The sequence below is a fragment of the Gluconacetobacter entanii genome (genome assembly GCF_013155425.1).
Taxonomy (GTDB): Bacteria; Pseudomonadota; Alphaproteobacteria; order Acetobacterales; family Acetobacteraceae; genus Novacetimonas; species Novacetimonas entanii.
This window is the reverse complement of record NZ_JABJWD010000073.1, coordinates 15,094-41,129: the sequence shown is the minus strand read 5'-3', so window position 1 is coordinate 41,129 and position 26,036 is coordinate 15,094. Positions and strand designations below refer to the sequence as shown.

Here is a 26,036-nt window from a genome sequence, read left to right as displayed (position 1 = left end):
CATGGCGGGAATGTTCATTACGTTCGAAGGGGGGGAAGGGGCCGGAAAATCGACACAGGTCCGCCTGCTGCAACAGCATCTGGCCACCATCGTGCCATCAGGGCGTGTCGTCATGACACGCGAACCCGGTGGCACGCCGGGGGCCGAGGCCATACGCGACCTGCTGCTGTTCGGAAAACACGACCTGTCGCTGCGCGCCGAGACACTGATGCATTTCAGCGCGCGCTACGACCATGTCGATCACCTGATCCGTCCCGCGCTGGAGGCGGGGAAGATCGTCATTTCCGACCGCTTCACCGATTCCACCGAAGCCTACCAGGGATATGGCAGGGGGGCAGGGGATCACGATATCCTCGCCCTCATCGCGTCGCTGCGCCAGCAGACGGGTGTGGTCCCCGACCTGACCTTCATCCTTGATATCCCCCGCACCGTGGCGCGTGAACGCCTGCGCGCGCGCGGCAACCGTCCCGACCGTTACGAAGCCGCGACCGAGGCGTTCCATGCCCGCGTGGCCGAAGGCTTTGCCGCCATCGCCCGGCACGAACCGGATCGATGCATCACGCTCGATGCGACCCTGCCGCCCGATATCCTGGCGCGGGTCATCGCGGGCCATGTCACAACCCGCCTGCCGATGCCGCAGGAGGGAACATGACCACCCTGCGCGAACGCACACGCCTGCACGGGCACGGGGCGGCATGGCAGCAGTTCGTATCGGTGATGCACTCGGGCCGCCTGCATCACGCCTGGCTGCTGACCGGGGTCGAAGGGATCGGCAAGGCGACGATGGCGTTCATGATGGCGCGCGCCCTGCTCAACGCGCAGGACCATGGCAGCGCGGTCGGCCGGCGCGTCACCGCCGGGACACATGCGGACCTGCTGGTGGTCGGACGCAGCGTGGATGAAAAGACCCGTCGCCAGCGCCGCGAAATCGTCGGTGATGACGTGCGTCCGATCGGCGCTTTCCTGCGCCGCACCGCGGCCGAGGGTGGATGGCGGGTCGTGATCGTCGATGGCGCGGAATACATGAACCGCACGGCCGCGAACGCCATCCTGAAAATCCTGGAGGAACCGCCCACGGGCGCGATCCTGATCCTGACCTGCGCCGCGCCGGGGCGCCTGCTGCCGACCATCCGCAGCCGTTGCCGCACGCTGGACCTTGCCCCGCTGCCGCCGCACGAACTGCGCGCGGTCCTGACGGACATCGTGGAGGACGGCTATGGCGGGGAGGATATCGAAAAGGTCATCGCGCTGTCGCACGGCTCTGCGGGGCGGGCGCTGTCACTGCTGCAGAAGGACGCGCTGAAGCTGTATGGGCTGGTGGAAGAGGTGATGCAGGGACAGGCCCATGGCATGGAGGCCTATCGTATCGCGGGCCGCATCATGGAATCGGAAAATGGCTTTCCGGTCTTTTTCGATCTGCTGTGCGATGCCATATCGGTAAGGACACGTGAACTCCTCAACGGACCATGGCACGAAGGGCAGCCACGCGATACACGCCCCGAACGCATGGCGGGCGCATGGCAGGATCTGGTCCGGCTGCGCGCGGAGTGCGAAAATTTCAATCTGGATAAGCAGCAGGCGCTCCTTTCGGCGCTTGCGCGGGTGAATGCAATATGACACGGCGCTATTACGTCACGACACCGATCTATTATGTGAATGGGGCGCCCCATATCGGACACGCCTATACCTCCGTCGCGGCGGATGTGATCGCGCGTTTCAAGCGGCTGGCGGGTTTTGACGTCTTCTTCCTGACCGGCACTGACGAGCATGGACAGAAAGTGGAGCAGGCGGCACAGGCCGCGGGCGTGGCCCCGGTCGAACTGGCCAACCGTGTCGCAGCGGACTTCCGTGACATGTATGACAAGATGGCCATCTCCTATGATGACTTCATCCGCACGACGGAACCCCGCCATGCTGCGGGGGCGTCGGCATTGTGGAAGAAGCTGGAGGAAAACGGCCATATCTACCTCGGCGCATATGAGGGATGGTACGCGCTGCGCGACGAATGTTTCTATCAGGAAGAAGAACTGGTCACCGGACCTGACGGCACGCGCACGGCGCCTACCGGCGCGCCGGTGGAATGGGTGAAGGAGCCGTCCTATTTCTTCAGCCTGTCCAAATTTCAGGACAGGCTTCTGGAACTCTACGAAACCCATCCGGGATTCGTGGAACCCTCAAGCCGCCGTAACGAGGTCATCAGCTTCGTACGCGGCGGCCTGCGTGACCTGTCCATCAGCAGGACCAGCTTCAACTGGGGCATCCCCGTGCCGGGCGACCCGAAGCATGTGATGTATGTCTGGGTCGATGCGCTGGCCAATTACCTCTCCGCCGTGGGCTATCCCGATGAAAGCGCGCCGCGATGGGACTTCTGGCCGCCGAACCTGCATCTGGTGGGCAAGGACATCCTGCGCTTCCATGCCATCTACTGGCCCGCGCTGCTGATGGGGGCGGGGCTGCCGCTGCCTGACCGTGTGTTCTCCCATGGGTGGTGGACCATCGCGGGGCAGAAGATGAGCAAGTCGCTGGGCAACGTGCTTGACCCGCGCGACCTTGTGGCGGAATTCGGCCTTGATCCGGTCCGCTTCTTCCTGATGCGTGAAATGCCGTTTGGCGGCGATAGCGACATCAATCGCAAGGCCATCATCACGCGCATGAATGTCGAACTCGCCAACGACCTCGGCAACCTTGCGCAGCGCACCCTGTCGCAGATCGCGCGCAACTGTGGCGGCATGCTGCCCGAACGCGGCACCCCCACGGCGGAGGATACCGCACTGCTGGCGCAGGCCAGCCTGCTGCCGGACATCATGCATGGGCAGATCGACCGCCAGGCGCTGACGGATGCGCTGGAGGAAGTGTGGAAGGTGATCCGCGCCAGCAATGCCTATATCGACCATCAGGCCCCGTGGGCGCTGAAAAAGACCGACCCGCAGCGGATGGCCGACGTGCTGCGCGTGCTGGCCGATGTGCTGCGCACCGTCGCCACCGTGCTCCAGCCCTACATGCCCGGCAGCATGGACGCCATGCTGACCCAGTTGGGCGTGGAGGCGACGGAGCGCAATTTCGCAGCCCTTGACACCCCCCTTCCGGCGGGTCGGGCGCTGCCCGCGCCCAAGGGCGTGTTCCCCCGCTTTGTCGAGCCGGAAGCCCAGTGATGGCGCGCACGGGCCTTACGGACTCCCACTGCCACCTCGACCATTTTTCGGACGAGGAACTGCCGGATCTCCTGTCGCGCGCCCGCGCGGCAGGGGTCAGCGGGCTTGTCACGATCGGCACGCGCCTGTCCCGCGCGGCGGAGCAGAAGCGGCTTGCCGGCTTTGATTCCGATAATGTGCGCGTCTGGTGCACGGTGGGGACCCATCCCGACCATGTGGATGAAACGCCCGCCACGACGGCAGGTGACATCATCGCCCAGACGCATGAGGATTGCGTCATCGGGATCGGCGAAAGCGGTCTGGACTATTTCCACGGCAAGCCTGAAATCCGCCCCCGCCAGCAGGAGAGTTTCCGCGCCCATATCGATGCGGCGCGGCAGACGGGCCTGCCGCTGGTGATCCATACCCGTGACGCGGATGAGGACATGATGTCCATCCTGCGCCACGAGCATGAGGAAAAGGGCGCGTTCCCGTTCCTCGTCCACTGCTTTTCCTCCGGTCCGGAACTGGCGCGCACGGCGGTCGAACTTGGCGGGTATATCAGTTTCTCCGGCATTGCGACCTTCGGACGTGCGGAATCGGTGCGCGCGGTCGCGGCGGAGGTCCCGGCCGAACGGCTTCTGGTGGAGACGGATGCCCCGTTCCTGGCCCCCGTGCCAAAGCGGGGCAAGCGCAACGAACCGGGCTATGTCGCGCATACGGCGCGTGTCGTGGCTGAATTGCGGGGAATGGAGGATGACGCATTCGCCGCGTTGACCACCGCCAATTTCCACCGCCTGTTCACCAGGGCGGCCTGAGCCATGGAAATGACCATTCTGGGGTGCGGTGGTTCTGCTGGCGTGCCGATGGTCGGCGGGCCGGACGGGGCAGGGGAATGGGGGGAATGTGACCCGCGTGAGCCACGCAACATCCGCCTGCGCTCCTCGGTGCTGCTGCGCGATGATGCGGGCAATGCGCTGCTGGTCGATACGGGGCCGGACCTGCGCGCGCAGATGCTGGCGCAGCATATCTCACGTGTGGATGCGGTCCTCTATACCCATGCCCATGCGGACCATATCGCGGGGCTTGATGAATTGCGGGCGATCAACCGCATCATGGGCCGCCCGATTCCCGCCTATGGCACACGCGACGTCATCGACGAACTGATGACGCGCTTCGATTACGTCTTCCGTCCGTGGACGCCGCCATCGTTCTATCGCCCGGTCCTGACCCCCAATGTCATCGAGGCCGGCAGCGAAGTCGTGATCGCCGGCATGAATGTGCGTGTTTTCAGGCAGGTACATGGCCGCACCCTGACGCTTGGCCTGCGTGTGGGGCCGATGGCGTACTGCACCGATGTCGCGGAACTTGATGATGCGGCGCTTGATATCCTCCACGGCGTCGATACGTGGGTGGTTGGCTGTTTCCAGCGCACGACCCATGTTTCCCATGGCTGGCTAGAACGCGTGATCGAATGGCGTGAACGCATCCGCCCGCGCCGTACCGTGCTGACCCACATGGGGCCGGACATGGACTGGGGCTGGATGCAGACGCACCTGCCCGACGGGATCGAGGCCGCGCATGACGGGCTGGTCCTGCGAACCTGACGCCTGCATGACGCCGGGCCTACCAATGGTTCATCATGAAGATTTAGGTTGAATCCGGCGCATCCACGGCGATAGCGTAAACGGACGGGCCGATCCTGCACATCGGGACCCGTTGTTTACGGGGTGACGAAATCACTAGGTTATATCAGGGCAATACCGCCCGGCCTCACGATACCACGCCCATGCAGGCGATCGGTCGTGTTCATCATCACCAGACCACAATGACAGGTTGCTGACACTTCCCCCCGCATGAAGGGGTACAGGCACAAGATACGACGCATACTCATCCTATGGTTCACCCCGAACCCTGCTGATTTCGGAGAAATCTGCTGATGGCCAATGAGTTCAATGTCTTCTCCCTTGCGACGGCAATGCGCGACGAACACCGCGAAGTCGAAATGGGGCTGTCCGACTACCTCGAACACTGCAAGGCCGATCCCTCCTGCTATGCCACGGCGGCGGAACGCATGCTCAGCGCGATCGGAGAGGCCGAGACGATCGACACGTCACGCGACCCGCGCCTGTCGCGCATCTTCATGAACCGCACCGTGCGGATCTATCCCGCTTTTTCCGATTTCTACGGAATGGAGGAAACGATCGAGCAGATCGTGGGCTTCTTCCGCCACGCGGCACAGGGACTGGAGGAACGCAAGCAGATCCTCTACCTGCTGGGGCCGGTGGGGGGCGGCAAATCGTCACTGGGCGAACGGCTCAAGGCGCTGATGGAGAAGGAGCCGATCTATGCGCTCAAGGCCGGGCGCGAGATCAGCCCGGTCTTTGAAAGCCCGCTTGGCCTGTTCGATCCCGAACGCATGGGTCCGGCGCTGGAAAAGCAGTACGGCATCCCGCGACGCCTGCTGACGGGAATTGCCAGTCCGTGGGCCATCAAGCGGTTGGAAGAATTCGATGGCGACCTGTCACGCTTCAGCGTGGTGAAACTCCATCCCTCCCGCCTGCGCCAGATCGCGATCGCCAAGACGGAACCGGGGGATGACAACAACCAGGATGTCTCGGCCCTGGTGGGGAAAGTCGATATCCGGCAGTTGGAAAATTACAGCCAGAACGATCCCGATGCCTACAGCTTCTCCGGCGGGCTGAACCGTGCCAACCAGGGCATCCTTGAATTCGTGGAGATGTTCAAGGCCCCCATCAAGATGCTCCATCCGCTGCTGACGGCAACGCAGGAGGGGAATTATGTCGGCACGGAGAATATCGGCGCCATTCCCTTCACCGGCGTGATCCTTGCCCATTCGAACGAGGCCGAATGGCAGACCTTCCGCAACAACCGCTCCAACGAGGCCTTCCTCGACCGTGTCTGCGTCATCAAGGTGCCTTACTGCCTGCGCGTCAGCGAGGAGGCGATGATCTATGAAAAGCTGATCGACACCTCCAGCCTTTCGTCCGCCCCGTGCGCGCCCAACACGCTGGAAATGCTGGCGCGCTTCGCCGTCATGTCGCGGCTCAAACCGCACCCCAACTCCACCCAGTTCGCCAAGATGCGGGTCTATGACGGGGAAAACATCCGCGAGACCGACCCCAAGGCCCGCACGATGCAGGAATATCGCGACGCCGCCGGCGTGAACGAGGGGATGAACGGCATTTCCACCCGCTTCGCCTACAAGGTGCTGTCGGCCACGTTCAACCATGACCCGACGGAAATCGCGGCCGACCCGGTCCATCTGATGTATGTGCTGGAACAGGCCATCAGGCGCGAACAGTTCCCGGCGGAGGTGGAGGCCCAGTACCTCGCCACCCTCAAGTCCGAACTTGCCGGACGCTATGCCGAATATCTGGGGCACGAGATCCAGAAGGCATATCTGGAAAGCTATAACGACTATGGCCAGAACCTGTTCGACCGTTACCTCGAACATGCCGATGCGTGGATCGAGGACCAGGATTTCAAGGATCCCGACACGGGGCAGATGCTCAACCGCGACCTGCTCAATTCCGAACTGACGAAGACGGAAAAGCCCGCAGGTATCGCCAATCCCAAGGATTTCCGTAACGAGGTCGTGAAATTCGCCCTGCGCGCACGCGCGAACAATGCCGGCCGCAACCCGTCATGGACGTCATACGAGAAAATCCGCGACGTCATTGAAAAGCGGATGTTCAGCCAGGTGGAGGACCTGCTGCCGGTCATCAGCTTCGGGTCGAAGAAGGACAGGGAGACCGGGCACAAGCACGACGAATTCGTGGGACGCATGATTGCGCGTGGTTACACGGAACGCCAGGTCCGTCGATTGGTTGAATGGTACATGCGGGTCAAGCAGTCCGCCTGACACACGGAACATGGTGGTAATGCGCAGTGGACATCATTGACAGACGTTCCAATCCCCATGGGAAAAATATCGAGAACCGGCGCCGCGTGATCGAACGCGCCCGCGACGCCGTCCAGAAATCCGTGCGCGAAGCGATCGCACACGGCAGCATACAGGAGACCGGACATGACAGAAGCGTCACCGTCCCGGCGGACGCGCTGCACGAACCCTCCTTCCACCGGGTCTTCAGCGGGGGCAGCCGTCATTTCATCCTGACGGGCAACAAGGAATTCTGCCGTGGCGACAAGCTGCAGCGACCACCATCCGCAGGGCAGGGCGGTGGCGGCGCAGGCGAAGGCAACCCGTCGGAAACCGGGGAGGGGGAGGACAGCTTCCGCTTTGTCCTGAGCCGGGAGGAATTCCTCGACCTCTTCCTTGATGACCTTGAACTGCCGGACCTCATCAAGCGCGAACTCTCGACGACCGAGACGACGGCCCCCATGCGCGCGGGACTGAGCAACGAAGGCTCGCCCTCGCAACTGGACCTGTCGCGCACGATGCGCCGTTCCATCGCCCGGCGCATCGGCCTGCGCCGCCCGCGTCCCGATGAAATGGTGCAGGTGGAGCAGCGCATCGCGGCACTGGAGGAACAGCGCCCCCTGAGCACGGGCGAGCTTGAGGAACTCCAGCAGTTGCGTGAACAGCGCGCGACCATGCAGCGCCGGTTGGCGCGCATTCCGTGGGTGGACCCGGTTGACCTGCGTTATCGCCGTCATGCCGTGGTGCCGCAGCCTGTGACACGTGCGGTAATGTTCTGCCTGATGGATGTCTCCGGCTCCATGACCGAGCGGATGAAGGACCTTGCCAAGCAGTTCTTCGCGCTGCTGCACGTGTTCCTCGAACGGCGCTACCGCACGCTCGACATCGTGTTCATCCGCCATGCAGAACGGGCGGAGGAAGTGGATGAAAACACGTTCTTCCACGACCCGAGCACGGGGGGCACGCTGGTCTCCTCCGCGCTGGAACTGATGGCCGAGATCCAGAAGCGCCGCTACCCGGTCCATAGCTGGAACATCTATGCCGCACAGGTCTCAGACGGTGACAACCTGCCTTCGGACATGGCGCGCGCCTGCACGCTGCTGAGCGATGAGATCCTGCCGAACGTGCAGTATTTCGCCTATATCGAGGTCTCGGCCTCCGGCGCGGTGATCCGGGGGCAGACGGACCTGTGGCGTGCCTATCACGACATTTCCACCCATGTGCCCCACCTTGCGGTCCGGCGCGTTGCCGAACGCAAGGATATCTTCCCTGTCTTTCGCGACCTCTTCTCGCAGCAGCCTGAAAGGGAACACGCATGATGGACCTTCGCCCCGTATCCCCGCCCACGCGGGCACGCTCCGGCCTGCTGTATCAGGGGAATGACTGGAATTTCGAGATCCTGCGCGACTGCTACGACGCGGTGGCGGAGATCGCGGAGGGGGAACTTGGCCTTACGACCTATCCCAACCGGCTGGAGATCATCACATCCGAACAGATGCTCGATGTCTATACCGCCCACGGCATGCCACTTGGCTATCGTCACTGGTCACTGGGCAAGCGGTTCATCGCCCACGAAAACGCCTATCGCCGGGGCATGATGGGGCTGGCGTACGAGGTCGTCATCAATTCCGACCCGTGCATCAGCTACCTGATGGAGGAAAACTCCGCCACGATGCAGACGCTGGTGATCGCGCATGCCGCGTTCGGCCACAACCATTTCTTCCACAACAACCGCCTGTTCCGCGAATGGACCAACGCATCGGAGATCCTCGACTACCTCGAATTCGCGCGTGGCTACATCCACCAGTGCGAGGAACGCCATGGCATCGCGGCGGTGGAGCGTATCCTTGACGCCGCCCACGCGCTGCAGGGGCAGGGGGTGCATCGCCATTCGGGCTCAAGGCGGCTTGACCTGCGGGGCGAGCAGCGCCGCGCGCAGGCCCGCCGCCTGCATGAGGAGGCGACCTTCAACGACCTGTGGCGCACCGTGCCCGTCGATGAGGAGCAGCAGCCCGACACGACACTGAACGACCCGCTGCGCCACCGCCTTGGCCTGCCGGAAGAAAACCTGCTCTATTTCCTGGAAAAACATGCCCCGCTGCTCGCCCCGTGGGAGCGTGAGGTCATCCGCATCGTGCGCATGATCGCGCAGTATTTCTATCCGCAGCCGCAACTCAAGATGATGAACGAAGGCTGTGCGACATGGGTGCATGACTACATCATGCGCCGCCTGCATGAAAACGGCCGCATTGACGACGCCGCGTATCTGGAGGCCATCCATTCCACCAGCAATGTCATCACCCAGCCTGATTTTGATGCAGGCGGCGGCCCGTCCTTCAACCCCTATGCGCTGGGCTTTGCGATGATGGGCGACATCGCGCGCATCTGCACGTCCCCGACCGAGGAGGACCGCGCATGGTTCCCCGACATCGCGGGCAACAACCGTCCCGTCGAGACACTGAAACACGCATGGTCCGAATTCCGCGACGAGAGCTTCATCCTGCAGTACCTCTCCCCCGCCGTGATGCGCAGGTTCCGCATGTTCCGTCTCCATGACGATACCTCGGCCCCCTACCTGCTGGTGGATGCGATCCATGATGATGCGGGATATCGCGACATCCGGCGCACGGTGGCGCAGAACCACGATCCCGCCAACATGAATGCGGAAATCGAGATCATCAGCGCCAACATGCACACTGACCGCCTGCTGACGATGGAACACCGCACGACACGGGGGCACCAGTTCCACCCCGACGATGCGCGCAAGACCCTGCAGCATATGGCGGACCTGTGGGGATATGGCGTGCAGTTGATCGAACGCGACACGGAGGATGGCGCGGTGCTGGCCACCCATGAGGCGACGGGGCGCGGCGGCCCCGGACGCTGATTGCAGCGGACGATCTTTCTTTTCTGGACCGAATCCGGGCCGAAGGAAGCGCACAACGCTTGCAAGGCCCCGATTCACGGCTTATGAGGGTGCGCCAACGGTCGGGTACCCGCGGCACTGGGGACCCTCCACTGTCTGATGAGGTTCCTGCAGCATGTCTTCCACGACAAAACCGGTTTCCACTCCCCGTATCGAGGATCGCATCCGCGAGGCCCTGGCATTTGACGATGTGCTGGTGGTGCCGGACGAATCCAATGTCCTGCCTTCGGAAACATCGACAAAAACCCGTCTGACGCGCCGGATCGAACTGAACATCCCGCTTGTCTCCTCCGCCATGGACACCGTGACGGAAGACAACATGGCGATCGCCATGGCGCAGAACGGCGGCCTGGGCGTCATTCACAAGAACCTGACGATCGAGCAGCAGGCCGAACAGGTCCGCCGCGTCAAGCGTTTTGAATCCGGCATGGTCGTCAATCCCGTCACGGTCTTCCCCGACCAGACCCTGGCGGAGGTGAACGCCATCATGTCGCGCCACGGCATCAGTGGCCTGCCGGTGGTCGAACGCGACACCAACCGCCTTGTGGGTATCCTGACCAACCGCGACGTGCGTTTCGCCACCGATCCGGGGCAGCGTGTCTATGAACTGATGACGCGTGAAAACCTGATTACCGTGCGCCAGAACGTCGCCCGCGACCAGGCGCGCCAGTTGCTGCACCGCCACCGCATCGAAAAACTGCTGGTCATTGATGACGAGGACCGCTGCGTCGGCCTGATTACCGTCAAGGACATGGACAAGGCGGTGATGCACCCCAACGCCAACAAGGACGAACTTGGCCGCCTGCTGTGCGCTGCGGCGACCGGCGTGGGCGAGGACGGACTGACCCGTGCGCGCGAACTGATTGACGCCGGGGTGGACGTGATCGTGGTCGATACCGCCCATGGCCATTCCCGCGGCGTCCTGACCTCCATCGAGAAGATCAAGGCCATCCGCGAGGATATCCAGATCATCGCCGGCAATGTCGCAACGCCGGAGGCCGCGCGCGCCCTGATCAAGTCGGGCGCGGACTGCGTGAAGATCGGCATCGGGCCGGGGTCGATCTGCACCACCCGTATTGTCGCAGGCGTGGGCGTACCGCAGTTTTCCGCCGTCATGGAAACGGCCGCCGCATGTCATGAACTCGACATCCCCGCCATTGCCGATGGTGGCATCCGGACGTCGGGCGATGTCGTAAAGGCCATCGGCGCGGGCGCGGACGTCGTGATGATCGGCTCCCTGCTGGCCGGGACGGAAGAAGCCCCCGGCGAGGTGTTCCTGTATCAGGGCCGGACCTACAAGTCGTATCGCGGGATGGGCAGCCTTGGCGCGATGGCGCGCGGTTCGGCCGATCGCTATTTCCAGCAGGAAATCAAGGACACCCACAAGATGGTGCCCGAAGGGATCGAAGGCCGCGTCGCCTACAAGGGCGCGATGGGCGCGGTCATCCACCAGTTGGTCGGCGGCCTGCGTGCGGGCATGGGCTATACCGGTTCCGCCACCATCACCGACCTGCAGCGGCGCGCACGCTTCCGCCGCATCACCGGTGCGGGCCTGCGTGAAAGCCACGTCCATGACGTGTCCATCACCCGCGAAGCGCCGAATTACCGGCAGGATTGATAGTACCATTACAAAAGCGATTACGATTCCATGACCCCCAGTGCACGGCTGTCGGCCGCCATCGACCTTATTTCCGCGATGGAGGCCACGCCGTACCGGCCCGCCGATGCCGTCGCCAATTCGTTTTTCCGCGAACGCCGGTATATCGGCGGGGGGGATCGCCGGGCCATTTCAGGCCGGGTGTGGGAGATCCTGCGCCACTGGCGGCATCTGTGCTGGTGGATTGAACAGGCCCAGGCCCCGGTCACGCCGCGCAATCTGGTTCTGGCGCTGGTGGTGCTGGCGCGACAGGACAGGATGACGCCGGACGAACTGTTCAGCGGGGAGCGTTATGCACCCGCCCGGCTTGACCAGCATGAACGCGCCCTGTGCGCCTTCCTGCGGGGCAGGTCGATGGAGCATCCCGAAATGTCGCGTGCCGTAAGGCTGGAGGTTCCGGACTGGCTGCTGCCACGGCTGGACGCGACCTTTGGCACGCAGACCGATGCGGAACTGGCGGCGATGGCGGGGGAGGCGACACTGGACCTGCGCGCCAACCTGCTCAAGACCACGCGGGAGGCCGCGCGCATCGCACTGGCGGAAGAAGGGATCGTCACCGAAGATACCAGGCTGTCGCCATGGGGACTGCGGGTTGCGGGACGCCAGCCTGTTACCTCCACGGCGGCATTTCGCGCCGGGCTTGTGGAAATACAGGACGAAGGCAGCCAGCTCGTCGCCGCCGCCGTGGGGGCAAAGCCGGGCATGCGGGTGCTGGATTACTGCGCAGGTGCGGCAGGAAAGACGCTGGCGATGGCCATGACGATGAACAATCGTGGCCATATCGTCGCCTGCGATGTCTCCGAACCGCGCCTGGAGGGAGCAGTGCGGCGCCTGCGGCGTGCAGGTGTCCATAACGCGGAACGCCACCTGCTGAGCACGGGTGACAAATGGGCGCGCAGGCGTGCGGGCAGTTTCGACCGCGTGCTGGTGGATGCCCCCTGCACGGGCACGGGCACATGGCGTCGCAACCCGGACGCGCGCCTGCGCCTGCGGGAGACGGACCTGCTGGAACTGATGGAAAAGCAGGCCGATATCCTTGACCGCGCCGCGACATTGCTGCGTCCGGGCGGACGGCTGGTCTATGCCACCTGTTCCATCCTGAACGAAGAAAACCGCGGCCAGATCGCAGTCTTCGTGCAGCGCAATCCCGCGTTCCGGCTGGTCACGCCACCGGCAGGCGAAGGGGAAATGCCCGAAGGCCTGCTGCTGGAGGGACAGATGAGCCTGTCGCCATTGCGGAACGGGACGGACGGCTTTTTTACCGCCGTCATGGAACGCACCGCCTGACAGGATTTTTTCACCCCTGACATATGCCTGTCGCCCCCATGCGGCCAGCCTGACTTCATACCCGCCGATGTGGCGCAACCCTGTCTTGTTTCCGACTGCGCTACTGGGGCTCCCGACAGGACATAACAATACGGGAAACGGACATGCAGCATAATCTGGCGATCGGACTTCTATGCGTTCTTGGCGGCGGCATCGCCGCACAATGGGTCGCGTGGAGGTTTCGCCTGCCAGCCATCGTCCTGCTGTTCGCGCTGGGACTGATCTATGGCCCGGGCCTTGGCCTGCTGCACCCGTCGGCCACAATCGGCGGTTATTTCCATCCCGTGATCTCGCTGGCGGTCGCCTTCATCGTCTTTGAAGGGGGGCTGGCGCTCAATGTGCGGCAATGGCGCACCTCGGGCGAGGGGGTGCTGCGCCTGACGGCGGTGGCCCTGCCGATCAACTGGGTGCTGGGCACGCTTGCCGCGCATTTCGTCGGCCACCTGCACTGGGGCACGTCATGGCTGTTTGGCGCCATCATCGTCGTCACCGGTCCCACGGTCGTCCTGCCCCTGCTGCGCCATACCAAGCTGCGGCCACGCGTCGCCGCCTTCCTGCGATGGGAAGCCATCGTCAACGATCCGATCGGGGCGATCCTGGCCACCCTTGTCATGGAATTCCTGCTGCTCCAGCCGTCCCCGACGGGGGATGTGTCCCTTGCGGCAATAAAGATCTGGCCGCATCTGCTGTTCAGCACCATGTTCGCCATCGGCTGCGGCATTTTTCCCGCCCTGCTGGTCAAATTCCTCTCCAGCCGCGATCTCCTGCCTGAAATCCTGCGCATTCCCATCATCCTGACCTTCGCCATGAGCATGGCCGCCATATGCAACCTGGTCATGGCGAGCACGGGCCTGATGGCGGCAACGGTCTTTGGCATGGCGCTGGCCAACCTGAATGTCGTGGGCATGTCCGAACTGCGCCGCATCAAGGAATCCCTTGGTGTCATCGTGGTGTCGTGCCTGTTCGTGATTCTTACGGCCGACCTTCACCGTGACGTGCTGCAGAAACTGTCCCTGCCGATCCTGGCGCTGACCCTGACGGTGCTGTTCGTGGTCCGGCCGCTCGGGATTTTCCTTTCCACCATCCGCTCCGACCTGTCGTGGCAGGAACGCCTGTTCGTCGGCTGGATCGCACCGCGCGGGATCGTCGCGGCGGCCGTCGCGGGGGCGGCGGGCCTGCAGTTGCGCGACGCGGGCGATCCCAGCGCGGCGCTGATCACGCCGGCAGTGTTCGCCGTCATCGCCACGACCATGATCCTGCACGGGTTTTCGCTGCGCCCGCTGGCGCGCTACCTGCGCCTGACGCTTTCGGATGAGCCGGCGCTGGCGATCATGGGGGCCAATGCGTGGTCCACGAACCTGGCCACCACGCTGCATCAGCAGGGCATACCGGTGGTACTGGTCGATACCTATTCCGGGGCGCTGGAAAAGGCCGACCGCCAGGGGGTGCCGACGCTGAAGGCCGAACTCCTGTCCGAAGAAGGGCTCGAACGGCTGGAGGAGCGGCCGGCGGACTACCTGATCGCCGCCACGCCCGACGCGATCTATAACGGGCTGGTCTGCGCACGGCTGGCCCCGGATTTCGGGCGCCAGCGCGTGTTCCAGGTCAGTCCGGGGATTGCGCGCCTGGACCTGTATCGTGGCGTCAGCCGGGAATCGCGGGGCAAGGTGCTGGGGGAACCGTCATGGAATTTCTCCATGATCGATTCCCTTTTCGACCGGGGATGGCGTTTCCACTGCCACGTTATAACAGACCCCCTGCAGGAAAATGACATCAGCGAAGGACATGCGCTGGTTTTCATGGTCATCCGCAAGGGGGTGGCGATATGGATCGTCTCCGCCGAGGACGAGATCGAGACCGAAGCCGCAGAAGGCGACATGGTCATCATGTTCCAGCCGCAGCCTGCCGCATCCCCGGCCTTACCCACCACGGCGGCATAGCGAACGCGGTTTCAGGGCCTCGTGCCCGGGGGCAGGACCTCGATTTCCGACAGGCCCATTGCCAGCAGGCGACGCAGTTCGGCCTCCGGCACCGCGATGCAGCCTTCGGTCGGGCCGCCACCCGCGGGGGGCAGGTGAAAAAAGATCGCGGAGCCGCGTCCGGGCACGGGCGGCGAATCATTGTATCCCAGCACGACCACGATGTCGTACACGTGATCGTCACGCCACAGACGCTCATGCCGACCGGCATGGGGCAGCATCACATACTGGTTATAATCGGCGTCGGCCGGATCGTCACACCAGCCGTCATGTGGCGATAACGGCTCCACCGGCAGGTGGCAGACAGGCGCCGCGACCCGGTCCGCACGGTAGAAAACCCGCCGCAACGGAAGGAGTCCGACCGGAGTGGCATGATCTCCTTCGACTTTATGCAATGTGACGCCGCCTGCGCCGATGGAGGCGGGCATCCGCTCGTTCATGCAATGCAGTTGTGCGTCCAGACCGGTATTCGATTGCAAAATAGCGCGTATCATGAATTTCTCTGTGTAAGGTCGCATGTGTGTTATGTCCGGCCTGCGTATGGCTGGATATGGTTTCGCGATCATTGGGCGACAGCCTGATGCGAGGGTTATCGTATCATGAAAGTCGAATAACCGATTCCGAATCTCGGAACGGACAAAGTTATAAAAGAGGGTTCGATGGCGGGTGCACGTCCCATTCTGATAGCGGACGACGATCAGACGTTACGTCAAATGCTCGTTGAACAGCTGCAGGTTGAAAGTGAATTTGAAGCAATCGAGGCAGGGTCCGTCGCTGAAGCATGGGAAAAGCTGAATGCGCCGGGGGCCCGTTTCGATGCGATCATCCTTGATGTTTCACTGCCTGATGGTGACGGGCGGGATTTCTGCGCCGACCTGCGGCGCAAGGGCAAACGCATCCCGATCATCATCCTGACCGGTTCGGATGATGAAACGGACGTGGTGCGCGGGCTTGATGCCGGTGCCAACGACTATGTGGCAAAGCCGTTCCGTATCGCGGAACTCCTGGCGCGGCTGCGGGCGCAGATGCGGATTTTCGAAAACAGCGAAGATGCCGTTTTCGCCATTGGCCCGTACATTTTCCGCCCCTCGGCCAAGCTGCTGCAGGAGACGGAAAAGAACCGCCGCATCCGCCTGACGGAAAAGGAAGCCGCGATCCTGAAATTCCTGTACCGCGCCGGGACACGCCCCGTACCGCGTCAGGTACTGCTGAACGAGGTCTGGGGCTATAACGCGGCCGTGACGACCCATACGCTCGAGACGCATATCTATCGCCTGCGTCAGAAGATCGAACCCGATCCGACGAACGCCACCCTGCTTGTCACCGAAGGGGGGGGATATCGCCTCGACCCCGAAGGCGGCAAGAGCGCGGCCTGAGCCTCTGTCCTGCATGCCATGCGGTGAAATGTTCCCCACGTTTCACCGCACGGGGCATCAGCCTGACTGCCGCATCTGCCCCCGGATGCGCGCCTTACATCCCTATATCGCCAGATCGACCATGACCGGCACATGATCCGACGGCTTTTCCCAGTCGCGGACAGGGCGCAGGACCGACATGTCACGCAGCGCCGGCACAAGGTCGGGCGTCACCCAGACATGGTCCAGCCGACGCCCACGGTTGGAGACACTCCAGTTCCGGTTACGGTAGGACCACCATGTGTAGAGCTTTTCCTCCGCCGGGACGAAATGCCGCATGGCATCGACAAAGCCACTGTCCTGCCATGCCAGCAGGCGTGATGTTTCCTCCGGCGTGTGGCTGACGATCTTCAGAAGCTGCCGGTGGCTCCAGACATCGTGCTCCAGCGGGGCGATGTTCAGGTCGCCCACCACCACCGTCCGGCGGACATCGCGCTGGGCAAACCAGGCGCGGGCTTCCTCCACGAACGCAAGCTTGTGCGCGAATTTCGGATTTTCCACCGGATCGGGGATATCGCCACCCGCCGGGACGTAAAAATCATGCACGATGACGGCATCCGGGCCTTCGCCATGCTGCACGGCAAGATGACGGCAATCCCCCTTGCCGCACCAGTCCGGCATGTCGGTCAGCATCCGTATGGGCTGACGACTGAGGATCGCAACGCCATTGTAGCTTTTCATCCCGCGAAAGCACACATGGGCAAATCCCAGCGCCTGCACCGCCTCCAGCGGGAACAGGTCGTCGGTCACCTTGGTTTCCTGCAGGCAGACAATGTCGGGCTGGTTTTCCCTGCACAGACGCTCCAGCAGGGGCATCCGCAGGCGCAGCGAATTGATATTCCATGTCACGATACGCATATGGGTGCATTACCCATCGCATCCCCCCTGACAAGGGCAATTCGCGACATGCGGGGCAAACATTTCCCGAAAAAAGGATATGCGGATGCCGCGAAAAACATCGACATCTCGTACGAAAGTAGAACAGATCCAGAAGAAGCCTTGAATTCACATGGGAAAACCTCGAAATAGCCAGAAGCGGCCTTCACCTGTGAATTTCATTTACCCGAGGGCTTGACATCATTATTTTCCAGCAAGTTGCATGCTTTCGGGCGATCCTTTCATCCCGCACCCATCCATAGTTGTTTTATATCAATCGGTTATGCGTTGTGATGTTTTTTTGGGCAATCCAAGGGCAGGGGAGGAAAACCGCCATGCGCATGATTTTTTCTGCCTCTGCTCCACAGACTTATCCACAACATCGGTGGATGAACGATTTTCAATGACACCGGACGAAAAGACCATCACCACGACCCTCTCCCCCGTGGACCTCCCGCCACGCGACAGCATGCCTGCGGATCCGCCGCCGATCGGCGTTGCCGCGATACACAGGGCCCTGCAGACCATGCCCCTGTCTCCGGGGGTCTATCGCATGCTGGGCCGCAAGGGGGAGGTGCTGTACGTCGGCAAGGCGCTGGCGCTCAAGAAACGTGTCACGTCCTATACGCAGGTCCACCGCCTGCCGGAGCGGCTGCGTCGCATGGTGTCGGAAACGGCATACATGGAAATCGTGACCACCCATACCGAGGCCGAAGCCCTGCTGCTGGAGGCCAACTACATCAAGCGCATGCAGCCGCGTTACAACATCCTGCTGCGTGACGACAAAAGCTATCCGTGGATCATCCTGACCGACAGACATGAATTTCCCCAGATTGCGAAACACCGGGGCAAGCCGGTCAAGGGCGCGTCCTACTGGGGGCCGTTTGCCTCCGCCTGGTCGGTCAACCAGACGCTGAACCTGCTGCAAAAGGCATTTCTGCTGCGCTCATGCACGGATTCCGTGCTGAAATCCCGCACGCGGCCGTGCCTGCTGCACCAGATCCACCGCTGTTCCGCCCCCTGCGTGGACATGATCAGCCAGGAGGATTATGCCGACCTGGTCAAGCAGGCGCGCGACTTCCTGTCGGGCAAGAACCCGCGCATGCATGAAGAACTGGTCCAGCAGATGGAGGAGGCCGCAGGCGCGCTGCAGTTCGAACGCGCGGCGGCCATCCGTGACCGCATCCGCGGCCTGTCGGCGATGCAGCAGGACGCAAGCGTCATCAACCCGACCACGATGACGGATGCCGATATCGTCGCCATCTGGCAGATCGCGGGACAGTCATGCATCCAGGTCTTCTTCATCCGGGGGGGGCGTAACAACGGCAACCGCGCCTTCTTCCCCAGCCATGCCCGTGACGAGGACGCCGCCGACGTGCTGGCCGCGTTCCTGGCGCAGTTTTACGATGACAAGCCCCCGCCGGGCCAGATCCTGGTCAACCACGCCATTTCCGACAATGAACTGCTGAGCAGTGCGCTGGAACTCCGCCGCGGGCGGCGTGTTGAGATCATCCATCCGCAACGCGGGGAAAAACGCGCGGTGCTTGAACATGCCGAACTCAACGCGCGCGAGGCGCTGGAACGCAGGCTGGCGGAAAGCGCGGGGCAGGCCCGCCTGCTGCAGGGCGTGGCTGACCTCTTTGGCCTGCCCGAACCACCACGCAGGATCGAAACCTATGACAACAGTCACATCATGGGGGCGAATGCCTATGGCGTGATGGTCGTGGCCGGCCCCGAAGGCTTTGAAAAACGGGCCTATCGCAAATTCGGCATCAAGGGGCCGGTCACGCCGGGCGACGATTTCGGCATGATGCGCGAGGTGCTGGAACGCCGATTCAGCCGTGCCATGCGCGACCGCGAGGAGGGGACACGGCCTGACGACTGGCCTGACATCCTGCTGATCGATGGTGGCGCGGGACAGTATTCGGCCGTGCGCGCGGTGCTGGACGAACTCGGGGTTACGGATGTGACCCTAGTCGGGATTGCCAAGGGCATCGACCGCGACGCCGGGCGCGAGTGGTTCCATACTGCGGACCGCCCCCCGTTCCAGCTCCCCCCACGTGACCCGGTGCTGTACTACCTCCAGCGCCTGCGTGACGAAGCCCACCGCTTTGCGATCACGACCCACCGCGCGGGACGGTCAAAAACATTGGTCAAATCCGAACTCGATGATATTCCCGGTGTCGGTCCGGCCCGCAAGCGCGCCCTGCTGAACCGGTTTGGTTCGGCGCGGGGCGTGCGTCAGGCAGGTTTGGGGGAACTGGAATCCGCACCGGGCATCAGTCGGGATACTGCACGGACAATATACGGTTTTTTCCATCCCGAATGGACCGGGGAATGATCCTCATGTCATGCAGATGTGAGCAAATGAGCGGGCAGACCAGCGTTATAGATGTTTTTGTTTCGCGCTGTCCTTGGATATAGCTGGTGAACCATGCTTACTGACCTGCCTAACCTCCTGACCCTGTCGCGGATTGTTGCGGTGCCGGTCGTTGTGCTGCTGGTTGTCATCAACACACCGGGCACGGACTGCGCCGCATGCGTCATTTTCATCCTGGCCGGGATTACCGACTACCTTGATGGCAAGCTGGCCCGCGCGTGGCACCAGAATTCCGACCTTGGCCGCATGCTCGACCCCATTGCCGACAAACTGCTGGTGGGGGCGTGCCTGATGGTGCTGGCCGGGCTTGCGCGGCTTCCTTACTGGACGCTCTATCCCGCGATCATCATCCTCTCGCGCGAGATCCTGGTCAGCGGCCTGCGTGAATATCTGGCCACCACCAAGGTGGGGCTGCCGGTCACGCGCCTTGCGAAATGGAAAACCGGGGTCCAGATGACCGCCATCGGTTTCCTGCTGGCGGGGGACAGCACTGCCGGCCTGCTGCACATCACATGGCTTCCGGTCGATCTGATGGGGGCGATCATGCTGTGGATCGCAGCCGCGCTGACCCTGGTTACGGGGTGGGATTACCTGTCCACCGGCATCCAGCACGTCACCCGCAACAACCAGTCAGTGGGCAACATCGTTCCCTGACCCATCCTGCGATGATGGTGTCACGCACATATACCACTTGTGGTTGCGGGAATATCCGGGCAAATTCTCCTTATGGTTGTATACGCCATGAACCAAGGAGAGTGCGATGCGTCCCAAGGCCCCGTTCCTGCTGCTGCTATGCCTGACGGGCTGTGGGGGGTTTGGCGACATCCTTGGCGACAGCACGGAACTGCCCGGCAGCCTTCCGAACATGCCCAAGATGGAATCCGAAAATGTGCGCCGTTCCATGGGGCATGCCGTCGCGGAGCCACCGATCCTGTCGCAGGGACAGGACATATGGGCCAACCAGATCCAGTCCATGCCGACGCTGGCGGATATCAGTTCGGGCCGCGTGCATGCGGAATCCGGGCATTTCGTGCGCCGTTCCGCCAATGGCACGCAGCAACTGCTCGACGGGGGATCGCTGAGCATCGGTGACGACGACGACCTGCCGACCGACATGCCAGCCGTGCAGGACGGACACCACGGCACGGGCCATTCCACCATAAACCGTGCCGAGGCCGCGAATTCGGCCATCATCGTCCCCCATGCGGATGGCAGCAAAACCGTGATCCAGGCCGATGGCGCGGTGGTCGAGCAACCCCATCCCTGATATAGCGCTACGCACAGCAGAACCTGAGGCAGCAAAAGGGTGGGCGGATGCCGGACATTCTCTACTTCGCATGGCTACGGGACCGCCTTGGCCGTGATCGCGAAGCCATGATCCTGCCCCCCGGCGTGACGCGGGTCAGCGACCTCGTGCAGGTGCTGCATGGGCGTGGCGGCGAATATGGTGAAATCTTCGGACAGCCGGAACTGGTGCGCGTTGCGGTCAACCAGTCCTTCGCGACGCTGGACGCCAGCATCGGCCCGGATGACGAGATCGCCTTCTTCCCACCGGTTACGGGGGGATAGCACTGCCATGCCGTGCATCCATGTCCGTGTTCAGACCGAACCGTTCGATCCCACACATGAAAGCTCCATCCTGCTGGCGGGACATTCCGATGTGGGGGCGGTGGCGTCGTTTGTCGGGATGGTCCGTGGGGACGGGGGGCTGTGTTCGCTGGAACTGGAACATTACCCCGGCATGACCGAATCGATGATGACGCGAATCGCCGAATCGGCGGCGTCCCGATTCGGTCTGTCGGGCTGCACCATCATCCATCGCGTCGGGCGGCTGACGGTCGGGGCGCCGATCGTGCTGGTCATCTGCACGGCCGCCCACCGTGGCGCCGCCTTCGCCGCGGTCGAATTCGTCATGGACTGGCTCAAGAGCCGCGCACCATTCTGGAAAAAAGAGGAATTCCGTGACGGTCGCATCCAGTGGGTGCAGCCGCGCGAACAGGACGCACAATGTCTGCAACGATGGGAGGGGGACGAGGCGTACACCCCCGGACTCCCCAAGGCATCTCCCCCGGTTTCGCCCCCAAAAGCGGAGTAAAAAATAACTTTTTTCCCTTGACCCCGGATTTCCCGAGATTCGGGAGCAGTCACCCCGGCCATATATGTAGTGCATCGATGCGCGGTTTGGTCCATATATAGCGCCACAGCCGCAATGACCGGGCACACAGGAACAGGATCACCCGATCCTGCGACATGTCACGGCCAGCTTATGGAGTTCAAGTGGATGAGTCTGGATGGCATCACCGGTTCCGGGGTCGAGGGTTACGGTAATGAACAGGATGCCATCCACGGAAAGGATGCGGCCACCATGCCCGAGATGTTTGATGACGTCGTCCAGTTACCGGGCGGCTTTCCCGTCCGCGTCGATCGCAGCCGTGACGAACTGCTGACGGCGTTTGGCAAGGCGACGCTGGACAACCGTTACCTCCTGCCGGGTGAGGGATATCAGGACCTGTTCGGCCGCGTCGCGTCCTATTACGGCGCGGACGAGGGCCATGCACAGCGCCTGTATGACTACATCTCCCGCCACTGGTTCATGCCCGCGACACCGGTGCTGTCGAATGGCGGGACGACGCGCGGACTGCCGATTTCATGCTTCCTGAACGAAGCCAATGACAGCCTGCGCGGCATTGTCGATCTGTGGAACGAGAATGTGTGGCTGGCCTCCAAGGGCGGCGGCATCGGGTCCTACTGGGGCAACCTGCGTTCCATCGGTGAAAATGTCGGCCGCAATGGCAAGACGTCGGGCGTCATCCCCTTCATCCGGGTGATGGACAGCCTGACACTGGCCATCAGCCAGGGGTCGCTGCGCCGGGGATCGGCTGCGGTCTACCTGCCGGTCTGGCATCCGGAAATCGAGGAATTCATCGAACTGCGCCGTCCAACCGGCGGGGATCCCAATCGCAAGGCGCTCAACCTCCATCACGGGGTGCTGGTGTCCGACGCGTTCATGCGCGCCGTGGCAGCGGACGAGGAATGGGCGCTGCTGTCGCCCAAGGACGGCAGCCACATCCGCAAGGTCTCGGCCCGTGCGCTGTGGATCCGCATCCTGACGGCCCGCATGGAGCAGGGCGAGCCGTACATCATCTATTCCGACCATGTGAATAACGCGCGTCCCCAGCATCACAAGCTGGCGGGACTGGAGGTCAAGACCTCCAACCTGTGCGCCGAAATCACGCTGCCGACGGGCATGGACCATCACGGCAAGGAGCGCACGGCCGTGTGCTGCCTGTCGTCGCTCAACCTTGAGACGTGGGATGAATGGAAGGACGACCCGCAGTTCATCGAGGACGTGATGCTGTTCCTCGACCGGGTGCTGCAGGACTTCATCGACCGCGCGCCTGACGACATGGAACGCGCCAAATATGCCGCCGCGCGCGAACGCTCCGTCGGGCTTGGGGTGATGGGCTTCCACAGCTTCCTGCAGGCCAAGAACATCCCGTTTGAAAGCGTGATCGCCAAGGTCTGGAACAAGCGGATTTTCGAGCATATCCGCAGGCAGGCCGACGCCGCCTCGCACAAGCTGGCGCAACTGCTTGGTGCCTGTCCCGACGCTGCGGAATATGGCGTCATGGAGCGGTTCTCGAACAAGATGGCCATTGCGCCAACGGCGTCGATCTCGATCATCGCCGGCAATGCCAGCCCGGGGATCGAGCCGATCGCGGCAAACGTGTTCCTGCAAAAGACGCTTTCGGGCTCCTTTACGGTGCGCAACCGGCATCTCGACCGCCTGCTGACGCAAAAGGAGCGCAATACGGATGAGGTCTGGTCATCCATCACCCTGAACAAGGGCAGCGTGCAGCATCTGGATTTCCTGAGCCAGCAGGAAAAGGACGTGTTCAAGACCGCGTTTGAACTGGACCAGCGCTGGGTCATAGAACATGCCGCCGACCGTGCGCCGTTCATCTGCCAGGCACAGTCGATCAACCTGTTCCTGCCCGCCAACGTGCACAAGCGCGACCTGCATCAGATCCACTACATGGCGTGGAAACGTGGGGTGAAGTCGCTGTACTACTGCCGTTCACTGTCGGTCCAGCGTGCTGATGCCGTCAGTGACGGCAAGGGGAAGAACGACATCATGCAAAAGGAAAGCGATGCGGTCCTGCCGCCGCTGCCACCGTCTGCGTCCTCGACCGATTATGAGGAATGCCTTGCCTGCCAGTAAGGGCGCATGTGAAATAATGCGTTGATAAAAATAAAAGTTTTTGGGTGTCGCCTTTTTTCAAAAAGGCGGCGTTCTTTGAAGCTTTTTGAAAAAAGCTTCACTAAAAACTTTTGATGGTTTGCATGACATTTTCCGGAGTGGTTTTTCAGGTTGCGTGCCGCCCGTCTAGTCGATAAGCCCTGAGCCTATTTGGCTTCAGATAGGGCGAGCATCAATGAGCGACACACCATCCGGCCCGGAAACCCGGGCCGAGCAGCACTTCGACCTGCTGACCGCGAACCCGGTTTACAAGCCCTTCCGTTACCCCTGGGCATATGATGCGTGGCTGACGCAGCAGCAGGTCCACTGGCTGCCCGAGGAAGTGCCACTTGCCGACGACGTCAAGGACTGGCACCGCAGCCTGACGGAAAGCGAACGGCACCTCGTCACGCAGATTTTCCGCTTCTTCACGCAGTCGGACGTGGAAGTGAACAACTGCTACATGAAGCATTACAGCCAGGTCTTCAAACCAACCGAAGTGCTGATGATGCTGTCGGCGTTTTCCAATATCGAGACGATCCATATCGCGGCCTACAGCCATCTGCTTGATACGATCGGCATGCCCGAAGCCGAATATTCCGCATTTCTGAAATACAAGGAAATGAAGGATAAATATGACTACATGCAGAAATTCTCGGTCTCGAGCAAATACGAGATCGCCCGTACGCTCGCGGCGTTCGGCGCGTTTACCGAGGGGCTGCAGCTTTTTGCCTCGTTCGCGATCCTGCTGAACTTCCCACGCTTCAACAAACTCAAGGGCATGGGGCAGATCGTGTCATGGTCGGTGCGTGATGAAACGCTGCACTGTGTGTCCATGGCGCGCCTGTTCCGGGTGTTCATCCAGGAAAACCCCGAAATCTGGACGGACAGGCTACAGGACGACATTCGCCAGATCTGCCGCGACATTGTCGAGCATGAGGATGCCTTCATCGACCTGTCGTTTGAAATGGGACCGGTGGAAGGCCTCGATGCCGCACAGGTGAAGCAGTATATCCGCTTTGTCGCCAACCGGCGCCTGGGCCAGCTTGGGCTTGACGGACTGTATGACGTCGCAACCAACCCGCTGCCCTGGGTGGATGAGATGGTCAACGCGGTGGAACATGCGAATTTCTTTGAAAACCGCTCCACCGAATATAGCCGCGCCGCCACGCAGGGCACGTGGGATGAAGCTTTCGACTGAAAGTTTCCGGGTGCCGCCTTTTTAGATCAGAAGGCGGCGTTCTCCGACGCCCTTGCAATATTTTCCGGTGGCTGGATTCCGGCTCAGTCGAGAAGGGGCTGGCCATCACGCAGGACGGCGCACGCTTCGGGTGTGAAGGCGCCGTCCGCATGATGCAGCACGATCCCCGGCAGCAGCCGCGCAGGTGTGCGTGACCCCATACGCCCGCGTATCAGCACGATCTTCGCCGCGACACCCTGACGGGGCCAGCAGGGGAATACCGTGACATCGCCCAGCCGGTTTTCCCCCATGCTGCTGATCGCATGGTCAAGCAGGGTCGCGGGCACCGCAAGCGTAAGGGTGCCATGATGGCGCAACTGCGCCGACAGGCTGCCCACCCATTGGGCCAGACCCGCCCGTGGCAGACGACGCGCCCTGTCGCGGCGCGACATGGGGGAGGGGGTACTGGCGTGGTCATGCCATGGCGGATTGGCAAAGGCATGGTCAATGCGCCGCACGCCCGGACCACTGAGCCGCGAATCATCGGGGATCACGGGAAGGGTCGCCTGCAGGATCCGAATCGCATCGAATCCATTATCCTCCACATTCATCCGGCCCAGCAGGACGGTCGGGGAATCGCATTCCAGCCCGATCCCGCAAACCCCGCGCACCCGTGTTGCAAGACACAGCAGTCCTGCGCCCGCGCCGCATCCCCCTTCCAGTACATACTGTCCGGCGCGTGCGGGAACACAGGCGGCCATCAGGACAGGTTCCAGTCCTGTACGGTATCCATCGCAAAACTGACGGTAACGGACCCGTCCGTTCAGCAGCGTTCCCAGGGTCACGGGGGGCAGCGTATCCATGCACGAGATCGCCGTCATACGTGCGCATTAAGCATTCGGTTTCGTCCTCCGGCTTGACCGCCTTTCCGGCGCCGCTCATATACTCTGATAGATTGAACCTTCGGAACCGGGAGAATAACCTTTTGGGCCTTGCAGTTAGTCTGCCGGAATCCGATAAAA

At 62.3% G+C, this 26,036-nt stretch carries 22 protein-coding genes; 19 read left to right on the top strand and 3 right to left on the bottom strand.

Translation table 11 applies throughout. The features are described 5' to 3' along the window. Position 1: 1 nt before the first annotated feature. The 11 genes from tmk to HNH97_RS12960 all read left to right on the top strand — a co-directional run bounded on the left by tmk (position 2) and on the right by HNH97_RS12960 (position 14,884). The gene (gene tmk, locus HNH97_RS13010) at positions 2–652 is read left to right on the top strand and encodes a dTMP kinase (RefSeq protein WP_171791161.1); all 651 of its coding nucleotides are present in this window, start codon (positions 2–4) and stop codon (positions 650–652) included. Beyond that, entirely contained in the window at positions 649–1,617 is a 969-nt protein-coding gene (locus HNH97_RS13005) for a DNA polymerase III subunit delta' (RefSeq protein ID WP_171791160.1), read from the top strand. Before tmk ends, HNH97_RS13005 begins: the two co-directional genes overlap by 4 nt. Next, entirely contained in the window at positions 1,614–3,152 is a 1,539-nt protein-coding gene (metG, locus tag HNH97_RS13000; RefSeq protein ID WP_171791159.1) for a methionine--tRNA ligase, read from the top strand. Before HNH97_RS13005 ends, metG begins: the two co-directional genes overlap by 4 nt. Continuing rightward, positions 3,152–3,949 (top strand): TatD family hydrolase, encoded by a 798-nt coding sequence (locus tag HNH97_RS12995; RefSeq protein ID WP_171791158.1) that lies wholly within the window; start codon positions 3,152–3,154, stop codon positions 3,947–3,949. Before metG ends, HNH97_RS12995 begins: the two co-directional genes overlap by 1 nt. A 3-nt stretch (positions 3,950–3,952) precedes the next feature. After that, positions 3,953–4,738, top strand: coding sequence for an MBL fold metallo-hydrolase (locus HNH97_RS12990; RefSeq protein WP_171791157.1), 786 nt, complete (start codon positions 3,953–3,955; stop codon positions 4,736–4,738). Positions 4,739–5,070: 332 nt separating this feature from the next. After that, on the top strand, positions 5,071–7,017 hold the full coding sequence (locus tag HNH97_RS12985) for a PrkA family serine protein kinase (RefSeq protein ID WP_171791156.1): 1,947 nt from the start codon (positions 5,071–5,073) through the stop codon (positions 7,015–7,017). Positions 7,018–7,043: 26 nt separating this feature from the next. Further along, entirely contained in the window at positions 7,044–8,354 is a 1,311-nt protein-coding gene (locus HNH97_RS12980) for a YeaH/YhbH family protein (RefSeq protein ID WP_171791155.1), read from the top strand. Further along, positions 8,351–9,922, top strand: a complete 1,572-nt coding sequence (locus HNH97_RS12975) for a SpoVR family protein (protein WP_171791154.1) — start codon at positions 8,351–8,353, stop codon at positions 9,920–9,922. Before HNH97_RS12980 ends, HNH97_RS12975 begins: the two co-directional genes overlap by 4 nt. Before the next feature lie 154 nt (positions 9,923–10,076). Then, positions 10,077–11,579, top strand: a complete 1,503-nt coding sequence (gene guaB / locus HNH97_RS12970; protein WP_171791153.1) for an IMP dehydrogenase — start codon at positions 10,077–10,079, stop codon at positions 11,577–11,579. Positions 11,580–11,609: 30 nt separating this feature from the next. Then, entirely contained in the window at positions 11,610–12,905 is a 1,296-nt protein-coding gene (locus HNH97_RS12965; RefSeq protein ID WP_171791152.1) for an RsmB/NOP family class I SAM-dependent RNA methyltransferase, read from the top strand. 143 nt (positions 12,906–13,048) lie between these two features. Then, the gene (locus HNH97_RS12960) at positions 13,049–14,884 is read left to right on the top strand and encodes a cation:proton antiporter (RefSeq protein ID WP_171791151.1); all 1,836 of its coding nucleotides are present in this window, start codon (positions 13,049–13,051) and stop codon (positions 14,882–14,884) included. Between the two features lie 11 nt (positions 14,885–14,895). Here the strand turns inward: HNH97_RS12960 and HNH97_RS12955 are convergent, their stop codons facing one another. Continuing rightward, the gene (locus HNH97_RS12955) at positions 14,896–15,417 is read right to left on the bottom strand and encodes a L,D-transpeptidase family protein (RefSeq protein WP_167400351.1); all 522 of its coding nucleotides are present in this window, start codon (positions 15,415–15,417) and stop codon (positions 14,896–14,898) included. 165 nt (positions 15,418–15,582) lie between these two features. Here HNH97_RS12955 and HNH97_RS12950 point away from each other — a divergent pair, with 165 nt between their 5' ends. Then, entirely contained in the window at positions 15,583–16,299 is a 717-nt protein-coding gene (locus HNH97_RS12950; RefSeq protein WP_003620373.1) for a response regulator transcription factor, read from the top strand. Positions 16,300–16,401: 102 nt separating this feature from the next. Here the strand turns inward: HNH97_RS12950 and xth are convergent, their stop codons facing one another. After that, the gene (xth, locus tag HNH97_RS12945) at positions 16,402–17,196 is read right to left on the bottom strand and encodes an exodeoxyribonuclease III (protein ID WP_171791150.1); all 795 of its coding nucleotides are present in this window, start codon (positions 17,194–17,196) and stop codon (positions 16,402–16,404) included. Positions 17,197–17,683: 487 nt separating this feature from the next. Here xth and uvrC point away from each other — a divergent pair, with 487 nt between their 5' ends. The 7 genes from uvrC to HNH97_RS12910 all read left to right on the top strand — a co-directional run bounded on the left by uvrC (position 17,684) and on the right by HNH97_RS12910 (position 25,035). Beyond that, positions 17,684–19,555 (top strand): excinuclease ABC subunit UvrC, encoded by a 1,872-nt coding sequence (gene uvrC, locus HNH97_RS12940; protein WP_171791203.1) that lies wholly within the window; start codon positions 17,684–17,686, stop codon positions 19,553–19,555. Positions 19,556–19,648: 93 nt separating this feature from the next. Further along, positions 19,649–20,248 carry a CDP-diacylglycerol--glycerol-3-phosphate 3-phosphatidyltransferase gene (gene pgsA / locus HNH97_RS12935; RefSeq protein ID WP_110913869.1) on the top strand — a complete coding sequence of 200 codons (600 nt, stop codon included), beginning with the start codon at positions 19,649–19,651 and terminating at the stop codon, positions 20,246–20,248. 106 nt (positions 20,249–20,354) lie between these two features. Then, positions 20,355–20,861: a hypothetical protein gene (locus tag HNH97_RS12930; protein ID WP_110913868.1), complete on the top strand. Its 507-nt coding sequence runs from the start codon at positions 20,355–20,357 to the stop codon at positions 20,859–20,861. A gap of 47 nt (positions 20,862–20,908) precedes the next feature. After that, on the top strand, positions 20,909–21,163 hold the full coding sequence (moaD, locus tag HNH97_RS12925) for a molybdopterin converting factor subunit 1 (RefSeq protein ID WP_171791149.1): 255 nt from the start codon (positions 20,909–20,911) through the stop codon (positions 21,161–21,163). A gap of 7 nt (positions 21,164–21,170) precedes the next feature. Beyond that, entirely contained in the window at positions 21,171–21,689 is a 519-nt protein-coding gene (locus tag HNH97_RS12920) for a molybdenum cofactor biosynthesis protein MoaE (RefSeq protein WP_171791148.1), read from the top strand. Positions 21,690–21,959: 270 nt separating this feature from the next. Then, positions 21,960–23,816, top strand: a complete 1,857-nt coding sequence (locus HNH97_RS12915; RefSeq protein WP_244949448.1) for a ribonucleoside-diphosphate reductase subunit alpha — start codon at positions 21,960–21,962, stop codon at positions 23,814–23,816. 214 nt (positions 23,817–24,030) lie between these two features. Then, entirely contained in the window at positions 24,031–25,035 is a 1,005-nt protein-coding gene (locus HNH97_RS12910) for a ribonucleotide-diphosphate reductase subunit beta (protein ID WP_171791146.1), read from the top strand. 83 nt (positions 25,036–25,118) lie between these two features. Here HNH97_RS12910 and HNH97_RS12905 read toward each other — a convergent pair whose 3' ends face one another. Further along, entirely contained in the window at positions 25,119–25,877 is a 759-nt protein-coding gene (locus tag HNH97_RS12905; protein ID WP_244949437.1) for a tRNA1(Val) (adenine(37)-N6)-methyltransferase, read from the bottom strand. Positions 25,878–26,036 lie beyond the last annotated feature (159 nt).